A 19164-nucleotide genomic window follows, 5' to 3' on the forward strand; every position below is an offset into this window, starting at 1 on the left:
GAACGCCTGCCTGACGGGAATCTGGCAGCATTGACAGCAAACAAAAAACCTGTTGGCTGGGCGGAAATTGAGCCGGTAGTATCCCGCCGATGCGACGGGCGCGATGCCCGCTGCGGCGGACTTTTCCTCAATTTGTCGCGATTTCGGAAGATACATGCTCGGCCTAGTACGCGTTGCCTTGCGAAGACCGTATACATTCGTGGTCCTCGCAATCCTGATCCTGATCATTGGGCCGCTCGCAGCACTGCGCACGCCGACCGACATCTTCCCGAACATCCGCATCCCCGTGATTGCGGTGATCTGGCAGTACACGGGCCTGTCGCCGGACCAGATGGCCGGGCGGATCTCCTCGCCCTTCGAGCGCACGCTGACCACCACGGTCAACGACGTCGAGCACATCGAGGCGCAGTCGATCACCGGCTTCGGCGTGATCAAGATCTTCTTCCAGCCCGGCGTCGACATCAACACGGCGAACGCGCAGGTCACCGCGGTCTCGCAGACGCTGCTGCGCCAGTTGCCGCCCGGCACCACCCCGCCGCTGATCCTGAACTACAACGCCTCGACGGTGCCGATCATCCAGCTCGCGCTGTCGGGCAAGGGCCTGTCCGAGCAGAACCTCGCCGACCTGGGCCTCAACACGCTGCGCCCGGCGCTGGTGACGGTGCCCGGCGCGGCGATCCCGTTCCCGTTCGGCGGCAAGACGCGCCAGGTCCAGCTCGACGTCGATCCGGCCGCGCTGCAGGCGCGCGGGCTGTCGGCGCAGGACGTGGCCAACGCGCTGGCCGGCCAGAACCTGCTTACGCCGATCGGCACCGAGAAGATCGGCGACTATGAATACACGCTGAACCTGAACGACGCGCCCGGCGATATCCGCGAGCTGGCCAACCTGCCGGTCAAGGCGGTGAACGGCACCACCATCTACATGCGCGACATCGCCAACGTGCACGACGGCAGCGCGCCGCAGACCAACATCGTGCACGTCGACGGCAACCGCTCGGTGCTGATCACGGTGCTCAAGAACGGCGCGGCCTCGACGCTGGCGATCATCTCGGGCATCAAGCAGCACGTCGAGCAGGGCAAGGCCGGCTGGCCGCAGAACCTGCAGATCGCCCCGATCGGCGACCAGTCGCTGTTCGTCACGGCGGCCATCAGCGGCGTGGCGCGCGAGGGCGTGATCGCGGCGGTGCTGACCAGCCTGATGATCCTGCTGTTCCTCGGCAGCTGGCGCTCGACCCTGATCATCGCCACCTCGATCCCGCTGGCCGTGCTCGGCTCGATCATCACGCTCTCGGCGCTCGGCGAGACGCTCAATATCATGACCCTGGGCGGCCTCGCGCTGGCGGTCGGGATCCTGGTGGACGACGCCACCGTGACCATCGAGAACATCAACTGGCACCTGGAACAGGGCAAGCAGGTGGAGCCGGCGATCCTCGACGGCGCCGCGCAGATCGTCACGCCGGCCTTCGTCTCGCTGCTGTGCATCTGCATCGTGTTCGTGCCGATGTTCTTCCTGCAGGGGATCGCGCGCTTCCTGTTCGTGCCGATGGCCGAGGCGGTGATGTTCGCGATGATCTCCTCGTTCATCCTGTCGCGCACGCTGGTGCCGACCATGGCCAAGTACCTGCTCAAGCCGCACGCGCATGCCGAAGGCGGGCACGGCGCCGAACGCGCGCCCAGCCGCAACCCGCTGGTGCGCTTCCAGCGCGGTTTCGAGGCGCGCTTCGAGCGCGTGCGGGCCCGCTATCGCGCCCTGCTGGAGCTGGCGCTCGCGCATCGCAAGCCCTTCGTCTCGGTGTTCTTCGGCTTCGTGCTGGTCTCGTTCGCGCTGGTGCCGCTGCTGGGCCAGAACTTCTTCCCCTCGGTGGATGCCGGCCAGATCGTGATGCACGTGCGTGCGCCGGTCGGCACGCGCGTGGAGCGCACCGCCGAGATCCTCGCCAGGGTGCAGCAGGCGGTGCGCGGCATCATCCCGCCCGCCGAGCTCGGCACCATGGTCGACAACATGGGCCTGTCCTCGAGCGGCATCAACACCGCCTACAACAACACCGGCACCATCGGCTCTCAGGACGGCGACATCCAGATCACCCTGAACGAGGGTCACGGGCCCACCGCCGACTACGTGCGCCGCATGCGCGAGGAACTGCCGCGCCGCTTCCCCGGCGTGACCTTCTCGTTCCCGCCGGCCGACATCATCAGCCAGATCCTGAACTTCGGCTCGCCGGCGCCGATCGACCTGCAGGTGCGCGGCAACAACCTGGCCGCCAACTTCGACTACACCAACACGCTGCTGCGCGAGATCCGCCGCGTGCCGGGCGTGGTGGACGCGCGCATCCAGCAGTCGCAGCAGAGCCCGGCCTTCTCGGTCGACGTGGATCGCACCCGCGCCCAGTTGCTGGGCATCACCGAGCGCGACGTGACCAACAGCCTGGTGGTGAACCTGGCCGGCTCCAGCCAGGTGGCGCCGACCTACTGGCTGAACCCGGCCAACGGCATCTCCTACCCGATCGTGATGCAGACGCCGCAGTACAACCTCGACACGCTGGCGGCGCTGCAGAACCTGCCGATCTCGGCCACCGGCGCGAACGCCGCCGCGGCCGGCAACGCCACCCAGATCCTCGGCGGGCTGGCCACCATCCGCCGCGCCGACATCAACTCGATCGTCAGCCAGTACAACATCCAGCCGATGGTCGAGATCTTCGCGACCACCCAGGATCGCGACCTGGGCTCGGTCTCGCGCGACATCAACCGGATCGTCTCGGCGCACGCCAAGGATCTGCCGCGCGGCTCCAGCGTGGCCCTGCTCGGCCAGGTGCAGACCATGAATGCCGCGTTCGGCGGCATGCTGTTCGGCCTGCTCGGCGCGGTGGTGCTGATCTACCTGCTGATCGTGGTGAACTTCCAGTCCTGGTCGGATCCCTTCGTGATCGTCACGGCGCTGCCGGCCGCGATCGCCGGCATCATCTGGATGCTGTTCGCGACCCACACCACCATGTCGGTGCCGGCGCTGACCGGCGCGATCATGTGCATGGGCGTGGCCACCGCCAACTCGATCCTGGTGGTCAGCTTCTGTCGCGAATCGCTGGCCGAGCACGGCGACCCGCTGCGCGCGGCGATCGAGGCCGGCTTCACGCGCTTCCGCCCGGTGCTGATGACGGCGCTGTCGATGGTGATCGGCATGGCGCCGATGGCGCTCGGCCTCGGCGAGGGCGGCGAACAGAACGCGCCGCTCGGGCGCGCCGTGATCGGCGGCCTGATGTTCGCCACCGCGGCCACGCTGTTCCTGGTGCCCGCCGTGTTCTCCATGATTCATGCGCGCCCGCGCCAGGCGCCCTCTTCCGATATTTCTGAGCAAGGAACCGGCCATGTCGTCTGAAGTTTCCCGTCCACGATCGGTCTCCCGCCGCCGGCTGCGCACCGCCGCCGTGGCGGGCGTGGTGATCGCCGTGGCGATCGTGGCCGCCGGCATCGCGGTACGCGCCCATGACGCCTCGCGCGTGCGCGCCTGGACCGACACCAATGCCGTGCCGACCGTGCGCGTGATCGCCGTGTCGCGCGCCGACGCCGGGCCCGCGCTGAACCTGCCGGGCCGGCTCGAGGCCTGGTCGAGCGCGCCGATCCTGGCGCGCGTGAGCGGCTACCTGAAGTCCTGGCAGTACGACATCGGCTCGCACGTGAAGAGCGGGCAGGAACTCGGCGTGATCGAGACGCCCGAGGTCGACCAGCAACTGCTGCAGGCGCGCGCCGACCTGGAGAGCGCGCGCACCAATGCCTCGCTGGCCGAGATCACCGCCAAGCGCTGGCAGTCGCTGCTGGGCTCGGATGCCGTTTCCAAGCAGGACGTCGACCAGCGCACCAGCGACTACGCGGCCCGCCGCGCCGCGGTGGACTCGGCGCTGGCCAACGTCAACCGGCTGGTCGCGCTGAAGGGCTTCGCGCGGCTGGTGGCGCCGTTCGACGGCGTGGTGACCGCGCGGCGCACCGACGTGGGGGCGCTGGTCAACGCCGGCGGCTCGACCGGCGAGGAACTGTTCACCGTGTCGGACGTGACGCGGCTGCGCGTCTACGTGCAGGTGCCGCAGAACTACGCGCCGAGCGTGCGAGCCGGCACCGACGCGACGCTGACCGTGCCCGAGTACCCGCAGCGCAAGTTCGTCGCCAAGGTGGTGGCCGCCTCGGGCGCGGTCAATCCGCAATCGGGCACCACGCTCGTGCAGCTGGTGGTGGACAACCGGGACGGCGCGCTGCTGCCGGGCGCCTTCGCCAACCTGGCCTTCGCGCTGCCGGCCTCGGCCGATACGCTGCGCGTGCCGGCCAGCTCGATCCTGTTCGACGCGCAGGGCACGCGCGTCATGACGGTGGGCGCCGACGGGCATATCCATTACCGCCGCGTGAAGATCACGCGCGATCTCGGCACCCAGGTGGAGATCGCCGACGGGATCGGGGCCGGCGAGCGGATCGTCGATACGCCGCCCGACGGGCTCGCCGACGGCGATGCGGTGCACATCGCGACCGGCGGCAACGCAGGCAATGGCGGCAACGCCGACGGCGGCGCCCAGAGGGCCCGTTCATGAAGCGGCCGATGTCCCGTCTGACGCTGCTGGCGGCCGCGCTCGCGCTGGCCGGCTGTTCGCTCGCGCCCGACTACAAGGTGCCGCCGGTGCCGGCCTCGGTGGCCTATCGCACGGTGGGCCCCTGGGCGCCGGCCCAGCCGTCCGACCAGATCCCGCGCGACGCCTGGTGGCAGGCCTATCGGGAGCCTGCGCTCGACGCGCTGGAAACTCGCCTGCTGGCCAGCAACGCCGACCTGGCCGCCGCGCTCGCGCATTACGCGCAGGCGCGCGCCTTCGTCTCGCAGCAGAGCGCGGCGGAGCTGCCGCGCGTCTCGGCCACCGCCAGCCCGACGCGCAACCGCCAGTCGGACACGCGGCCGCTGCGCGGCGCCGGCAGCCCGAACGAGTACAACGCCGTCTCGCTGGGCGGCGAGATCGACTACGAGCTCGATTTGTGGGGCCGCGTGCGCAACACGGTGGCGGCGGCCAAGGACGAGGCGCAGGCCACCAAGGCCGATCTCGCCTCGGTGCAGCTGAGCCTGGAGGCGCAGCTCGCGCAGAGCTACCTGCAACTGCGCGGCCTGGATCGCCAGACCAAGCTGCTCAATGACACGGTGGCCGCCTTCCAGCGTGCCCAGCAACTCACGCAGCGGCTGCACGACGCCGGCGCCGTATCGGGCCTCGACGTGACGCGCTCCACCGCGCTGCTGGCCGACGCGAAATCGCAGCTCACGCAGAACCTCGCCCAGCGCGCGCTGAACGAGCATGCCATCGCCGTGCTGGTGGGTGCCTCGGCCTCGGACTTCCGGGTCGAGACCTCGGCGGCCGACGTGGTGCTGCCGCCGGTGCCGGTGGGCGTGCCCTCGGCCCTGCTGCAGCGGCGCCCCGACATCGCGGCGGCGGAGCGGCGCGTGGCGGAATCGAATGCGCGGATCGGGGTGGCGCGCGCCGCCTATTTCCCGCAGATCACGCTCAGCGCCCAGGGCGGGCTGCAGAGCTCGAACTACACGAACTTCTTCAGCGCGCCGAACTTCTTCTGGTCGGTCGGGCCGTCGATCGCGCAGTACATCTTCGACGGCGGGCTGCGCCGGGCCCAGCTCGATGCCGTCAAGGCCGCCACCGACGAGGCCGCCGCGCGTTACCGCGGCGTCGCGCTGGCCGCCTTCCAGCAGGTCGAGGACAGCCTGACCCTGCTGCACGACCTGGGCACCGCGCTCGACCAGGAGCGCGAATCGGCCGATGCCGCCCAGCGCGCCGTCGAGCTGGCGCTGACGCGCTACCAGCGCGGCATCGCCAGCTACCTGGACGTGGTGCAGGCGCAGACCACCGCGCTGAGCACCGAGCGCAGCGTGCTCGACATCCAGACCCGCCAGCTGGTGGCCAACGTGCAGTTGGTGCGCGCGCTCGGCGGCGGCTGGTCGGACGGGGATCTGGACGACCTCTCGAAGCCGGAGGCGGCGCCGGCCGTCGCCACGGCGCCGCCGCCCAAGGCGGGCTGAAACCACGCCGCGCGCGCAGGCGATCTCGTCGCCCGGCGCGCGCGGTCGTATCGGGCCGGGCCCGGGAATCAGGCCGGGGGCCCGGCTCGCAAGCCTCAGCGCGGCGTGCCCACCTCGTCCAGCAACTGCACCAGGTACTTGCCCCAGACCTCGGGATGCGCCAGCGTCTGGTGGCCATAGGAACCCGCGCCTTCCGGAATCTCCACGAAACGGCCGCCCGGCACCTCGGGCACCAGGCGCTGCATCGCGCCGAGATCGGTGGCGTTGATCAGGTCGTCCTGGAAGTTGACGGCGAACAGCTTGGCGCGGATCTTGCCGAGCTGCGGCGCGGGATCGTAGTCGGACGAGGAGCGGAACCAGTACAGCACGTCGTTGGCGTCGTACTTCGCGTACTGCGCGACGATCGAGTCGTACAGCTTCGTGGCGGCCTCGCGATCGGGCGCGGCGAGCTGCAACTGGCGCGGGTTCTGCGTCATGATCGCGAACACCGGCATGGTGCGGATCCACTGCTGCGGCGAGCTGGCGTAATCGCCCTGCTGCCAGCCCGGATCATGCTCGATCGCGCCCACCACCATCTGCCGCCACAGCCAGTTGCGGCCGGCCATCGCGATCGGCTGCGAGGCGATCGGCATCAGCGCGTCCATCATCGCCGGGTGCTGCTCGCCCCACAGCCAGGTCTGCATGCCGCCCATCGAGGTGCCCAGCACCAGCTTCAGGTGGTCGACCTTGAGCCCTTCCGTGACCAGCCGGTACTGGCCCTGCACCACGTCGTTGTAGCCGTATTGCGGGAAGCGCGCGCGCAGGCCGTCGCTGGGCTTGCTCGACCCGCCGCGGCCCAGGCCGTCCGGCACGATCACGAAATACTTGCTGGTGTCGAGCGGCGCGCCCGGCGCGAACAGCGCCTCGCGCGAGCTCTTGGTGAGGAACTGCGCGCCGCTGCCGGTGGTGCCGTGCAGCAGCAGCACCGCGTTGGTGGCATGGCCCGCCGCGTCGCGCCGCAGCCGGCCCAGGGTCGTGTAATGGAGCCTGACCTCGGGCAGCACCGAGCCGTCGGAGAAACGGAAATCGCGGGCGAGGTAGTCGCCTGCCGTTTCGGCCGCGTCCGCCGCCCCGGCGGGCGCCGGCGTCTGCGCGTGGCCCAGCGCGCAGACCGTCATCGCGGCGCAGCCCAACAAAATGCTTTTCATGGCTTTCTCTGTCATTGCAGGTTCGGGGATCCGTTCGCATCGAATCGGAGTTCCGGCCGCGGGTGCCCGGCGGCATGACAGATGCCGTCCGCCCCGCCGGCCGTTGCTCCAATGTAGCGAAGGCAGGCGGCGGCGGATGGGACAATCTTCCGGTTTTCCTGTACGCGTTATCGATGCGCGACAAAGCTTTTGGCTTCCCGCCCGGCACCGGGCCGCGCGGCGGCACCGCCGCTCACAGCAATTCGGAAATCTCGATCAGGTTCAGGTCCGGGTCGCGCACATAGACCGAGCGGATCCGGGCCGTCGCGCCGGTTCGCTCGACCGGGCCCTCGACGATCGGCCAGCTCATGCGCGCCAGGTGCGCGATCACCTCGTCCAGCGGCACCGCCGCGATAAAGCACAGATCGAGCGCGCCCGGCACCGGCAGATGCGCCTTCGGTTCGAACTCGGCGCCGCGCACGTGCAGGTTGATCTTCTGCTTGCCGAAGCGAAACGCCAGGCGCCCGGCGCCGAAGCTCTCGAGCTGCATCTGCAGCACCTCGGTATAGAAATGCCGGGTGGCATCGGGGTCGACGCAGGTCAGCACCAGGTGGTCGAGATGGTCGATCAGCGGCATGGTCGGGCTCCTTGGGGCGAACAGGATGGCAAGACCACCATGATGCGGGTTTTCGGCGCGATCGGCGCCGCCGCCCGCTTTCCGGCCGGGGAACGCTCGCGCCGAACCAGCGTTCCGATCCTGTATCCTTCGCAGGTTCGCGCGTCCAGCCCAATCCTTGTCAGATCGATGCCAGCCACCCGCCCTTCAGCCGACCAGCCGCTGTATGAAATCGTCCGCGCAGGAATCCTCGAGCGTCTGCGCACCGGCGTCTGGGCGGCCGGCGAGAAGATCCCCACCGAACCGCAACTGGCCGAGGCCTTCGGCGTGGGCATCGGCACCATCCGCCGCGCGGTGGAGGAACTGGTGGCCGAGCGCCTGCTGATCCGGCGCGCGCGGCTCGGCACCATCGTCGCGAAATTCGCCGACGAACATGCCTTCGACCAGTATTTCAACTTCGTCGACCACACCGGCGAGACGGTGACGGTGGGCGCGCGGCTGCTGCGTTTCGGCAAGGAGCGCGCCACGCCGGCGCTGGCCTCGATCCTGAAGCTGGAGCGCGGCGCGCGCCTGGCCAGCATCGACAACCTGCGCCTGCTCGGCGAGGTGCCGGTGATGCTCGACCATCTGTGGATTCCGCTCGACCTGTTCCCGAAGCTCACCGCCGAGCACTTCGCGGCGCGGCGCGGCTCGATCTACGGCTTCTACCAGGAGCATTTCGGCATCTCGGTGGTGCGCGTGGTGGAGGACCTGGCCGGCGCGGTCGCCGACCAGAAGGTGGCCGACGCGCTGCAGGTAGAGCCCGGCACGCCGGTGCTGCGCGTCGAGCGCACCGCCTACACCTTCAAGGACAAGCCCGTCGAGCATCGCGTGCGCTTCGTCGAATCGAGCCATTGCGTGTATCGCAACACGCGCGGGCTGCAGGACTGAAAGACCGCCGCCGCGATGCCTGCGGCGGTCGTCACAAGCAACTCGCGGCTCAGGCCACCGTCGACCACCAGACGGCCGGCTCGCCGGCAATCCGCGCCGCGTCGAAGCGATAGGCCATCAGCGCCGCCAGGCCGCGCCGCCCGTCGATCGAGGCCACCGCGCTGGTGAAGCCGTGCTTGGCCACCAGGGCCGATTCGATCGCGTCGGCGGCCGCCTTGCCGATCTCGATGGCTTCCATCGCCTTGCCCGCGTTGCGCGCGAGCCCCGCCGCCTGGGTCGCCGCCACGCCGAGCGCATGCTGCGCACGCGGCGCGTCGAGCCCAAGCAGGCGCGCCACGGCCAGCGTGGCCCCCAGCACCCCGATCGAGGACACGAGGTTCCAGCGTGCCCGGTATTCGCTGCTGTCGAGCGCGGCCAGCGTGTGCGTGGCGGCCTCGGTGCCGATCGCCACGGCTTCGGCGATGGCCTCGTCCGATGCGCCGAAGCGCTCGCCCGCCGTCAGCGCCGCCGCGACCACCGGCGTCGCCAGCGAGAGCACGGCCTGCGCCGTCAACTGCGCGCCCAGGCTCCAGGCACGCAGGCGCAGGTCGCTCGACGAGCCCGCCTGCGCCGGCAGCCCGGCAACCGCCGCATCGGCGGAGGTCGATGACAGGATCGCGCGCGCCTCGGCGATCGCCCGATGGGCCGCCGCGACGGCGGAGCGCGCCTCCTTCGCCAGCGGCGCGAGCGCGAAGCTCACCAGCGCGGCGGAAACGTCGGAATGGGTGGCGGCCTCATGCATGATTCTGGTCCTCGGTGGGAAGGCAAAGTTCGAAAAGCGCGCGCAGGTCGGGCTGGGATTCGAGATCGCGAACCTGCTCGGCGATCCGTCGCGTGGCGCCGTCGCCGAGGATCGGATCGATCAGCAGCTCGATCTTTTCCCGCAGCTCGTCGTCGGTGAGCGGGCGCGCCAGGCTGCCGCGCGCGTGCTCGACGTGATGCGCCACCTTGCTGCCGTCCTTGAGCAGGGCCTCGATGAACACCTCGTCGCGATTCACGGCGCTGTCGGGCACCAGCTTCGTGCGGGCACGCATCGCGCTGACGTCGGGCTGCACCACGCGCGCGTCCTCGTATTGCGCGATCCCGACGCGACGGTCGCACAGCGCCGCCGCGACGCCGTGGATCGCGCTGAAGCGCGCCTGCAGACCATCCTTGGGCTGCGGGTTGCCCATCAGCTCGGGCACCAGCGGATGGCAGCGCAGCGTGATCGACTCGATCTCGCCGACCTCGGGAATCCGCGCCGACAGGGCCAGTCCCGCGTCGATCGCCGGGTGGGCAACGATGCCGCAGGGATAAGGCTTGTAGGTGTTCGACAGCAGTTCCCAGCGCTCGCCCATCGCGCCGTTCATCAGCTCGAAATCGACCTTGGTCGACAGCGAGTGCGAATAACCGCCGGGCGCCTCGAAGATGTCGTCCTCGGCCGGCTGCCCCCGCTGCGCGAGTTGCGCGGCGGCGATGCCGTTGGCCGCGGCCTTGCCCGGGTGATAAGGCTTGGTCATGGTGCCGAAGGCTTCGCGCTGGCCGACGAACATCGAAGCGGCGATGGCCGTCGCGCGGCGGATGCCGTCGGCGTCCAGCCCCAGCAGCAGGGCCGCCGTCACGGCGCAGCCGATCACGCCGCAGGTCCCGGTGATGTGCCAGCCGCGGTCGTAATGCTCGGGCGAGATCGACACGCCCACCCGCAACTGCGCCTCGCAGCCCAGCGCGAAGGCCGTCAGCGCCTGCGCGCCGCTCGGCTGCGTGGACGGTGCCAGCGCCGTCAGCACGGCGAACACCGAGGCGGCCGGGTGGATCACCGTGGCGAGATGCGTATCGTCGAAATCGTCGAGATGGCCCGCGAAGCCGGTGGCCAGCGCGGAGAAATGCAGGTCGGTGCGCTCGACGCGCCCCGGCACCGGCGCGGCGGGCTGCGCGCCGATCTCGACGGCGGCGGCGAGGATCGCGTCGACGCCGGGATGGCGCGAGGCGCCGATCGACGTCCCGATCACGTTGATGAGGGAGCGCCGGGCCTCGTCGGCGACCTTCGCAGGCAGCGGCTGCCCCGCAAGTGTGTACAGGCCGTGCGCAAACGCGGCGGCAATGGAACTCATTCGGACGATTCCTCCAGACTTTGGCCGACGCGCCGGAGACCCTTTCCCCGGCTCGCATCGGCAATCGATCACATCATGAAAAACCGCTCGGGCGGAGCCGCTTCAGGCTCAGGCAGCGAATCGCCCGATTGGCAGTTTCGTCGACACTTTGCGAAATTCTACCCGCCTCCATTCGGGAAAACCAAGGGGTTTCGATCAAAGTGTCGACACTTTGATTTCAAGCCGTGACGCTGGCTCATGGCGAACCCAGCGTGAGCGCGCGCACGCGGCTCACCGCCTCGGCGCTCACGGCGCTGGCCCGGTTGCCCCAGCTGGCGCGCACGAAGCTCAGCACCTCGGCCACCTGGGCATCGCTCAGGCGCCAGCCGAAAGCGGGCATCGCCAGCGGCGTGGGCGCGCGGCTCGTCGATGGCATGTGCGAGCCGCTCAGCACCAGATGGATCAGCGAATCGGGATTCGCGCCCAGCACCGCGGCGTTGCCGGCCAGGCCCGGGAACGTCGGCATCGCGCCGGCGCCGTCGGAGCGATGGCAGGCGCTGCAGTTGTTCAGGTAGAGCCAGGCGCCCGCGTTGGCCGGATGGCCGGCGCGCAAGGCCAGGGCCGTGTTCGCGTCGTCCCGGGCGGCCGGCGGCGCGCGGCTCTCGCCGGGTCGCCCGCCCAAGGGCGGCGAGCTCAGGTAGGCGGCGATCGCGTCGAGATCCTCGTCGCTCAGGTACTGGAGGCTGTGGTCGATCACCTCGGTCATCGGCCCGAACGCGGCGCCGTCCGCCGAGCGGCCGCTGCGCAGATAGGCGCTCAATGCCGCCTTGCTGGCGCTCGCGCCGCCGGCCGGATGCTCGCGCAGGCTCGGCGCGTACCAGCCGGCGACACTGCCGCCGGACAGGAATGCCTCGCTGCCGCGTTCGTCGAAGGCGGCTTCCTGGCCGAAGCTGCCGCGCGGCGTGTGGCAGGCACCGCAATGCGCGAGCCCCTGCACCAGGTAGGCACCGCGATTCCATTCGACGTTGCGGCGCGGGTCGTCCGCGTAGGGCTTGCCTGGAACGTAGAGCGCGTTCCAGAGGCGCATCAGCGGGCGCACGCTGTAGGGAAAGCGCAGCCGATCCTCGCGATTGACGGCGGCAACCGGCGCCACGCCCTGCATGAAGTAGGCGTAGAGCGCGCGCATGTCGGCCTCGTTTACCTTCGCATAGGACGGATACGGCATCGCGGGATAGAGCCGGTGCCCGTCCTTGGCGACGCCTTCACGCACCGCGCGGGCGAAGTCCTCGTAGCGCCAGCTGCCGATGCCGGTTTTCGCGTCGGGCGTGATGTTGGTCGAATAGAGCGTGCCGAACGGCGTGGCCAGCGACAGGCCGCCCGCGAACGGCCGGCCGTTCGGCGCGGTGTGGCAGGCCACGCAATCGCCGACGCGCGCCAGGTAGGCGCCCTTCTCCAGCGCGCCGGAATGCGCGGCAGGACCGGAAGGCGGCGCCGCGGCCGGCGTGCCGGCGCAAACGAACGGCGCCGCGAGCAGCGCGAGCGCGGCGATCGTCGGGCGCAGGCGGTGAATGCTGAGCTTCATGGCGCGCTCCTCAGGCATGGACCAGCGGGCCCGGTTGCTTCAGGTAGGTCTCGCGGATCGCCTTCGCGCTGAAATAGCTCATCGCGCCGAGCGTGGCGGTCGGATTGATGCCGAAGTTTTGCGGAAACATGCTTGCGCCGACCACGAACACGTTCGGCACGTCCCAGCTCTGCAGGTACTTGTTGACCACGCTGTTGTCGGGACGATCGCCGAGCACCGCGCCGCCCGTGGTGTGGGTGCTCTGATAAGGGCCCATGTCGAAGCGGTCGCCCGGCTTGCCGGCGTTGACGGCCACCGTGTGCGGCTTCGGGTTCATCGCGCGCGCGACCTCGGCGGCCTTGGCGCTCACGAACTGGGTCATGTGCCCTTCGTTGTCCTTCCAGTCGAAGGTCATGCGCAGCAGCGGCAGGCCGTAGGCGTCCTTGTAGGTGGGATCGAGGTCCAGGTAGTTGTCGCGATAGGACATCACCGAGCCTTGCGTCGAGATCGCGAAGGCATGCAGGTAGTGATCCTTGACCGCCTTCTTCCAGCCCGAGCCCCACTTGGGCGTGCCCGGCGGCGTCAGCGCCTGGGCGATCGGGCGGCCGCCCGTCACGGTGGCGAAGGTGATCGCCCCGCCGACGAAGCCCAGCGGCCCGTGGTCGAAGTTGTCGGCGTTGTAGTCGTCGTAGACGATGCCGCCCGAACCCGAGCCGATGAATGGATTGATCATCACCTCGTCGCCGAAGAACGACTGGATCTTGCTGTTGCGCTGGTAGGCGTAGTTCCTGCCGACGGTGCCCTTGCCGCTGACGGGGTCGTAGGGCTGGCCGATGCCCGAGAGCAACAGCAGGCGCACGTTGTGCATCTGGTAGGCGCACAGCACCACCAGCTCGGCGGGCTGCTCGACGCTGCGGCCCTGCGCATCCATGTAGATCACGCCGGTGGCCTTGCGTCCGGTCGAATCGAGCGTGACCTTGACCACCTGCGAACGATCGCGCAATTCGAAATCGGGCTGCTTCATCAGCGCGGGCAGGATGCAGGCCTGCGGCGAGGCCTTCGAATACAGGTAGCAGCCGAACAGCTCGCAATAGCCGCAGAAGTTGCAGGGCCCCATCTGCATGCCGTAGGGATTGGTGTAGGCCTTCGAGGCGATCGAGGCCGGCGTGGGATACGGATGCAGGCCGAGCTCGCGCGAGGCGCGCTCGAACAGTTGCGAGGGATAGGCGGTTGCCAGCGGCGGCAGCGCGTAGTCGCGTGCGCGCGGCGTCTCGAAGGGATTGCCGCCCTCGACGAGCTGCCCGCGGAGGTTGCCGGCCTTGCCCGAGGTGCCGGCCATGTATTCGAAGCGATCGTAGAAGGGCTCGAGTTCCGCGGCGCTCACCGGCCAGTCCTGGATGCTCATCAGCTCGGGAATGAAGGCCTTGCCGTAGCGCGCCTCGTAATGGCTGCGCAGGCGCAGCTCGGCTTCCGGCGCGCGATAGCTGAAGCCGTTCCAGTGCACGCCCGATCCGCCCACGCCGTCGCCGAACAGGAAGGGGCCGTACTGGCGCAGCGGCAAGGCGGTTTCCTGCGCATTGCGCCGGATCGTGACGGTCTCGCGCGACAGGCTCTGCATCAGGCGGTTGCGCTGCACGTAGGTCAGCTCGTCGGCGATGCGCGGGTAGGCGAAGTCGGGATCGGTGTCGCGCTGCTCGCCGCGCTCCAGCCCCACCACGCGCAGGCCGGCCTCGGCCAGCTCCATGCTCATGATCGAGCCGGTCCAGCCCATGCCGACCACCACGGCATCCACCGGGGGTTTGCGGATATCCGCCATGCTCGTCTCCTTGCGGACCTCTCGCGGTCCTTTGTGATCCTTTGTGATCCTTTGTGATCCTTCGTGGTCCTTCATGGCCCCAACCGCCCTTGCCGTCCTTGCCGGATGGCTTCCACCACGCGACCGGATCAGGTGCCGGCGATCGTCACAGTCCCCAGCGGATAGGCCTTGCCGGGCTGGTCCACCCAGTCGGTGAAGTCGGCGCGCGCGCCGGGAAAGCCGATCATCTTCCAGCTCCCCGCGCCCTTGTTGCCGCCGTGGATCGGGTCGGCGAAATAGCCTTCGCGCGTGTTCTGCCAGAGCAGGCCGACGAAGCGCGCGGCCGAGGTGCTGTCGAATTTCAGCGTGCCCGCGTCCATCGCGTGCAGCAACGCCTCCTGCCGCGCGTGCGACTGCGCCGCGAAGTCCTGGCCGCCGAACTGCGCGCGGCAATGGGCGTCGAGCGCCGCGAGGCCGGTGCGATAGACCTCGCGCGGCGTCATCGGGCTCTGGTAGCCCGACAAGGCCGGCACCTCGTGCACGAAGGGCCCGCGCATGTACCAGTCGGCGGCATGGCCGAAGCCGGTTTCCATCTGGCGGTCGATGAACACGGGCACGTCCAGCTCGAGCGCGCCCGGGCCCTCGGCGTCGGCCGGAATCAGCCGATCGACGGCAGCCTGCAGGCAGCGCCATTCCGCCGGCTTGAAGAACGACGGCTGGTACGGCGCGCCCTCGCCGCCGGCTTCGGTGGCGCCGCCGCCCGGGCTCGATGCGCTCGCCGCGCCATCGTGCGCGCCGCAGGCGCCCAGCCCCCCGGCTACCGGCAGCGCCGCGATCGTCGTGACCAGGAAGCGCCGGCGCGACGGGGCTTGCGGACCCGGCAGGTCGGTCTTCTCGGAATTCGGATTCATGGTCTTGTTCCTCCTGGCTGACGGGCGCTCACTTCAGGGCGTCGGCGCCGGCCTTGCAGATGTCGGCATCCTGGTCGCCGCTGCCGCCGCTGCATCCGATCGCGCCCACGATGCGGCCGCCGATCAACAGCGGATAACCGCCGGGCGACGCGGCCAGGGAAGGATCCAGCGTCGACGAGTAGAGATGGCCGCCTTCGTAGGCGTTGTAGAAGGTCCGCGTATCGCGGCGAAAGCGGGCCGCCGTGGAGGCCTTGCGCAAGGCGATCTCCGGCGAGGCATTCTGGGTGTCGTCCATCTTGGCGAACGCGACCAGCGAGCCTGAGGGATCGGTCACCGCGATCGCCTCGGGCCAGCCGTGCCGGGCGGCTTCGGCGCGCGCGGCGTCGAGCGCGCGGCTCGCGTCGGCCAGCGCGATCGGCATGCCGTAAGGCACGTCGAACGGCGAGCGGGCCGGCAAGCCGCCCGCCGAGGGTTGCGAGGCGGGCTGGGCCGCCGGCGTTTGCGCCTGGGCGGCGCCCGAAGCCGCCAGCACGACGGCGAGCGGCGCCAGCGCGCGGAGCATGAGCAAGCGTGATGTCTGCATGAGGGTTTCCTGTCGAGACGAGGTGGTTCCAGCGACGCGCCCCGCCCGGGGCGAGGCGCGTCGCTGGCCGGCGATATCAGAATTTGTGGTGGATCGCGACGCGCACCACGGCCTGGTGGTTGTTCGACGAATCGCCCAGCCCGCCGATGTCCGCCACCGCGCGTGCGCCGGTCGAACTGGTGCCGCTCGCCGTCTGGAAGGTGCCGAGCAGATAGACGTCGGTGCGCTTGGACAGCGCGTAGTCGAACAGCAGCGAGGCCTGGTTGTAGCTCTGGTCGCCGAGCTCGCCGCGCACCGCGTTGCCCTTCGTGTAGTTGTATTCGAGCGCGGTCGAGAAGGCCGGCGTGAAGCGGTACAGCGCGTTGATTTCGTAGCTGTTGAAGGTGGCGCTCGCGCCGCCGAGCGCGCCGATGTTCTGGTAGCGCGTGTTCGAATACACCGCGCCGAGCACGGCGGCGCCGAGCCGGTAGCTGCCGCCCACCGCCACGATCTGCAGCGAATTGGCCGGGTTGGTGCCGAGGTAGCCGGAATTGAGCGAGGTGAAGCTGGCGGCCGAGGCGTTGCTGTTGAGGATCGCGCCCGTCGCCGAGGGATTCCTGAAGAACTCGTAGGCGGCGCCCAGGCCGAGCGGCCCCGCCGAATAGTTCACGCCCAGCGTGTAGCCGCTCGACTGCGAGATCTGGCCGGCCACGCCGCCCAGCGTCGCGGTGCCGCCGAACGTCAGGCCGCTGAAGTTCGGGCTCGCGTACTTGACGGTGTTGTTGGCGCGGAAGGTGTGGTTGACGTTGTCGAGATCGCCGGGGTGCTCGGTGGTGGAGCCGCCGTAGGCGGCGGCGAATCCGTAGTTGCCCACGTAGTCGTTGACGCTGTCGTACTGGCGGCCGAGGGTGAGCGTGCCGAACCGGCGGCTCGCCAGCCCGACATAGGCCTGCCGGCCGAAGGCGGTGCCGCCCTGCCCGAACTGGCCGTTGCTGACGTTGAAGCCCGATTCGAGCTGGAAGATCGCCGCCAGGCCGCCGCCCAGGTCCTCGCGGCCCTTGAGGCCCCAGCGACTGCCTTGGGTGCCGGCGTTCGAGTCGACCGAGAACTGCCGCCCGCCCACGTTACGGCCGTTCACCACGTTCTTCGCGTTGGTATTGAGCATCAGCCCTTCGTCGAGGATGCCGTACAAGGTCACGCTGCTCTGCGCATGGGCGGCTCCTGCCATCAGGCCCAGTGCCGGTAACACCAAGATTGCCTTCTTCATGCCTGTCTCCTGTTGATTCGATTGACGGATTCAACTTTTATTTATCTGCATGCCTAACCAATCCCTTCGCGGCGATCCGATCGATCGCCGTTCCTGCCTTGTTCGCCTGCCTGGTTCTTCCGCCCTATCCGAGGAACGCGCCGCCGTTGGCGTGGATCACCTGGCCGGTCATGTACCTGGCCTTGTCGCTGCACAGGAAGCCCACCAGCGCCGCCACCTCCTCGGGCGCGCCGCGCCGCCCGACCAGGGTCTTGCGCTGCCCGTGATGCGCGGGTTCGCTGTCGCCCGCCGCGCCGCCGCGCCGGGTGTCGATGAGGCCCGGCACCACGCAGTTCGCGGTGATGCCGTCCGGCGCCAGGTCGTGCGCGAGCGCGCGCGTCAGGCCCACCAGCCCGGCCTTGGCGGCGATCACGTGGGCGCGCCCGCTCGAGCCAGCGTGGGCCGACATGCCGCCGATATTGACGATCGCCCCCGCCCCGGCCGCGCGCAGATACGGCAAGGCGGCGTGGGCGCAGAGATAGGCGCCGTCCAGGATCACGGCCATCACCTCGCGCCACTGCACCCAGTCGAGCTGCTCGAACGGCACCTCGCGGCGCAGCGCGGCGTTGTTGACCAGCAGGTCGATGCGGCCGAACCGCCGTGCCGCGGCCTCCATCAGCGATTGCGCGCCCTGCGGCGTGCTCACGTCGGCCAGCTCCACGGCCGCCCGCCCACCCGCCGCCTCGATCTCGCGGACCACGCCCGCGGCCTCGTCGAAGGAACTGCGCGCGTTGACCACCACGGTGACGCCAGCCGACGCCAGCTCCAGCGCGATGGCGCGTCCGATGTTGCGCGCGGCGCCGGTGACCACGGCGACGCGTTCGCGCGTGACTGCATTCATGACTGTGCTCCCAGGGTTTCAGAACGATTGGACGGTTGGCGGCTGGCGTCGACCGGCCGGTCCGGCCGGATCCAGAACGCCAGCGCGCTGCCGATCAGGAGCAGCCCGATCGACATGATGAACGGCAGGCGGTAGCTGCCCGTGAGATCGGTGACGATGCCGAAGGCCAGCGGCGAGACGATCGCGGCCAGCCCGGCGGCCGTGCTCACGAAGCCGCTGGCGACGCCGGCGAAGGCCGGCGCGACGTCCATCGGCACCGCCCAGATCGGCCCTTCCGTCGATTCCAGGCAGAACAGCGCGGCGGCCAGGCACACCGCGATGAGGGTCGGGTCCTGCACGAAGAACACGCCGGACAGGAACACCAGCGAGCCGAGAAAGCCGAACACGATCACGTTGCGCCGCGCGCGGTTGAGATCGCCGGTGCGCCGGTAGATCGCGTCGGTGAGCAGGCCGCCGGCGGTGTCGCCGATCACGCCCGCGAGGAACACGCCCGAGGTGAACAGCGCCGAATGCTTGAGCTCGATCCCGTATTGCCCGACGAAGAAGCTCGGCAGCCAGCTCAGGTAGAGCCACAGGGTCCAGGCGTGGCAGAAGAACACCAGCGTCACCGGCATGATGCGGCGCGCCAGCGGCCACCACGGCACGGGCGTGCGATGACGCGGCCCCGCGTAGGGCGGCAAGGCGTCGAGTTCCGTCTGCGTCACGCCGCGGTGCGTGCGCGGGTCGTCGCGGAAATACAGCCACCAGGCGGCCACCCAGGCCAGGCTCAGGCAACCGAGCACGACGAAGGCGCCGCGCCAGCCCAGCAGCGGAATCATCGCGACCACCAGCGGCGGCGTGATGGCCGCGGCCGCGCGCGCCGAGGAATGCGTGAAGCCCTGCGCGAAACCGCGCCGCACGCCCGGCACCCAGTTGGTCATGGCGCGCGTGGCGTTGGGGATGGTGCCGGCCTCGCCGAGCCCGACGCACATGCGCGCGAACACCAGCGAACCGAGCCCGCCGACCATGCCCGTGCCGATGGTGCCGATCGCCCAAAGCAGCCCCGAGATCGCCAGCATGCGGCGCGGCCCGATGCGGTCGCCCAGGTAGCCGTTGATGATCTGGAAGGTGGCGTAGCAATAGCCGAAGGCCGACAGCGCCACGCCCAGCTCCGTGTTGCTCAGGTGCAGGTTCTGCTTGAGCAGCGGCGCGGCCACCGACAGGTTCACCCGGTCGATGTACTCGATGAAATACATCAGGCAGAGCAGCATGAAGACGCGGCCTGTCGCGCCCCTGAAAATGGTCGTCTTCATCGTGCCCGGTTCCTTCCAATGCCACAC

The 19164-nt window shown here is 69.6% G+C and carries 15 protein-coding genes; 4 read left to right on the top strand and 11 right to left on the bottom strand.

From position 1 onward, the window contains the following. Nucleotides 1-154: 154 nt before the first annotated feature. From F3J10_RS01720 to F3J10_RS01730, 3 genes are read left to right on the top strand one after another with little or no spacing between them, the layout of a single operon-like run. A complete protein-coding gene (locus tag F3J10_RS01720) occupies nt 155-3373 on the top strand; it encodes an efflux RND transporter permease subunit (protein ID WP_166911319.1) in 3219 nt (1072 codons plus the stop codon). Next, a complete protein-coding gene (locus F3J10_RS01725; protein ID WP_025098531.1) occupies nt 3363-4571 on the top strand; it encodes an efflux RND transporter periplasmic adaptor subunit in 1209 nt (402 codons plus the stop codon). The genes F3J10_RS01720 and F3J10_RS01725 overlap by 11 nt, the downstream gene beginning before the upstream one ends. An 8-nt stretch (nt 4572-4579) precedes the next feature. Beyond that, nucleotides 4580-6049: an efflux transporter outer membrane subunit gene (locus F3J10_RS01730; protein WP_025098532.1), complete on the top strand. Its 1470-nt coding sequence runs from the start codon at nt 4580-4582 to the stop codon at nt 6047-6049. Nucleotides 6050-6144: 95 nt separating this feature from the next. On the opposite strand, the gene F3J10_RS01735 is transcribed toward F3J10_RS01730, so the two are convergent. Next, nucleotides 6145-7236, bottom strand: a complete 1092-nt coding sequence (locus F3J10_RS01735) for an alpha/beta fold hydrolase (RefSeq protein ID WP_060002951.1) — start codon at nt 7234-7236, stop codon at nt 6145-6147. 232 nt (nt 7237-7468) lie between these two features. Next, nucleotides 7469-7852: a VOC family protein gene (locus F3J10_RS01740; protein ID WP_167240745.1), complete on the bottom strand. Its 384-nt coding sequence runs from the start codon at nt 7850-7852 to the stop codon at nt 7469-7471. A gap of 168 nt (nt 7853-8020) precedes the next feature. Between F3J10_RS01740 and F3J10_RS01745 the strand changes: the two genes are divergently transcribed. Next, nucleotides 8021-8761 (top strand): GntR family transcriptional regulator, encoded by a 741-nt coding sequence (locus F3J10_RS01745; RefSeq protein ID WP_167240747.1) that lies wholly within the window; start codon nt 8021-8023, stop codon nt 8759-8761. Between the two features lie 49 nt (nt 8762-8810). On the opposite strand, the gene F3J10_RS01750 is transcribed toward F3J10_RS01745, so the two are convergent. From F3J10_RS01750 to F3J10_RS01790, 9 genes are all read right to left on the bottom strand, one after another. Further along, nucleotides 8811-9542: an MmgE/PrpD family protein gene (locus F3J10_RS01750; protein ID WP_167240749.1), complete on the bottom strand. Its 732-nt coding sequence runs from the start codon at nt 9540-9542 to the stop codon at nt 8811-8813. Continuing rightward, on the bottom strand, nt 9535-10890 hold the full coding sequence (locus F3J10_RS01755; protein ID WP_167240751.1) for an MmgE/PrpD family protein: 1356 nt from the start codon (nt 10888-10890) through the stop codon (nt 9535-9537). Before F3J10_RS01755 ends, F3J10_RS01750 begins: the two co-directional genes overlap by 8 nt. Before the next feature lie 235 nt (nt 10891-11125). Then, the gene (locus F3J10_RS01760; RefSeq protein ID WP_167240753.1) at nt 11126-12451 is read right to left on the bottom strand and encodes a cytochrome c; all 1326 of its coding nucleotides are present in this window, start codon (nt 12449-12451) and stop codon (nt 11126-11128) included. Nucleotides 12452-12461: 10 nt separating this feature from the next. Further along, complete coding sequence (locus F3J10_RS01765; RefSeq protein ID WP_166911308.1) at nt 12462-14246, bottom strand: GMC family oxidoreductase; 1785 nt, start codon at nt 14244-14246, stop codon at nt 12462-12464. A gap of 128 nt (nt 14247-14374) precedes the next feature. After that, entirely contained in the window at nt 14375-15136 is a 762-nt protein-coding gene (locus F3J10_RS01770) for a gluconate 2-dehydrogenase subunit 3 family protein (protein WP_167240755.1), read from the bottom strand. Between the two features lie 28 nt (nt 15137-15164). Next, nucleotides 15165-15719, bottom strand: a complete 555-nt coding sequence (locus tag F3J10_RS01775) for a heme-binding protein (protein WP_036038759.1) — start codon at nt 15717-15719, stop codon at nt 15165-15167. Between the two features lie 76 nt (nt 15720-15795). Beyond that, nucleotides 15796-16965 carry a porin gene (locus F3J10_RS01780; protein WP_167240758.1) on the bottom strand — a complete coding sequence of 390 codons (1170 nt, stop codon included), beginning with the start codon at nt 16963-16965 and terminating at the stop codon, nt 15796-15798. A gap of 124 nt (nt 16966-17089) precedes the next feature. Further along, nucleotides 17090-17845: an SDR family NAD(P)-dependent oxidoreductase gene (locus tag F3J10_RS01785; protein WP_025098543.1), complete on the bottom strand. Its 756-nt coding sequence runs from the start codon at nt 17843-17845 to the stop codon at nt 17090-17092. After that, complete coding sequence (locus F3J10_RS01790) at nt 17842-19137, bottom strand: MFS transporter (RefSeq protein WP_167240760.1); 1296 nt, start codon at nt 19135-19137, stop codon at nt 17842-17844. Before F3J10_RS01790 ends, F3J10_RS01785 begins: the two co-directional genes overlap by 4 nt. Between the last annotated feature and the right edge of the window lie 27 nt (nt 19138-19164).

It is taken from the genome of Burkholderia sp. Cy-637, assembly GCF_011753175.1.
GTDB lineage: Bacteria > Pseudomonadota > Gammaproteobacteria > Burkholderiales > Burkholderiaceae > Burkholderia > Burkholderia gladioli.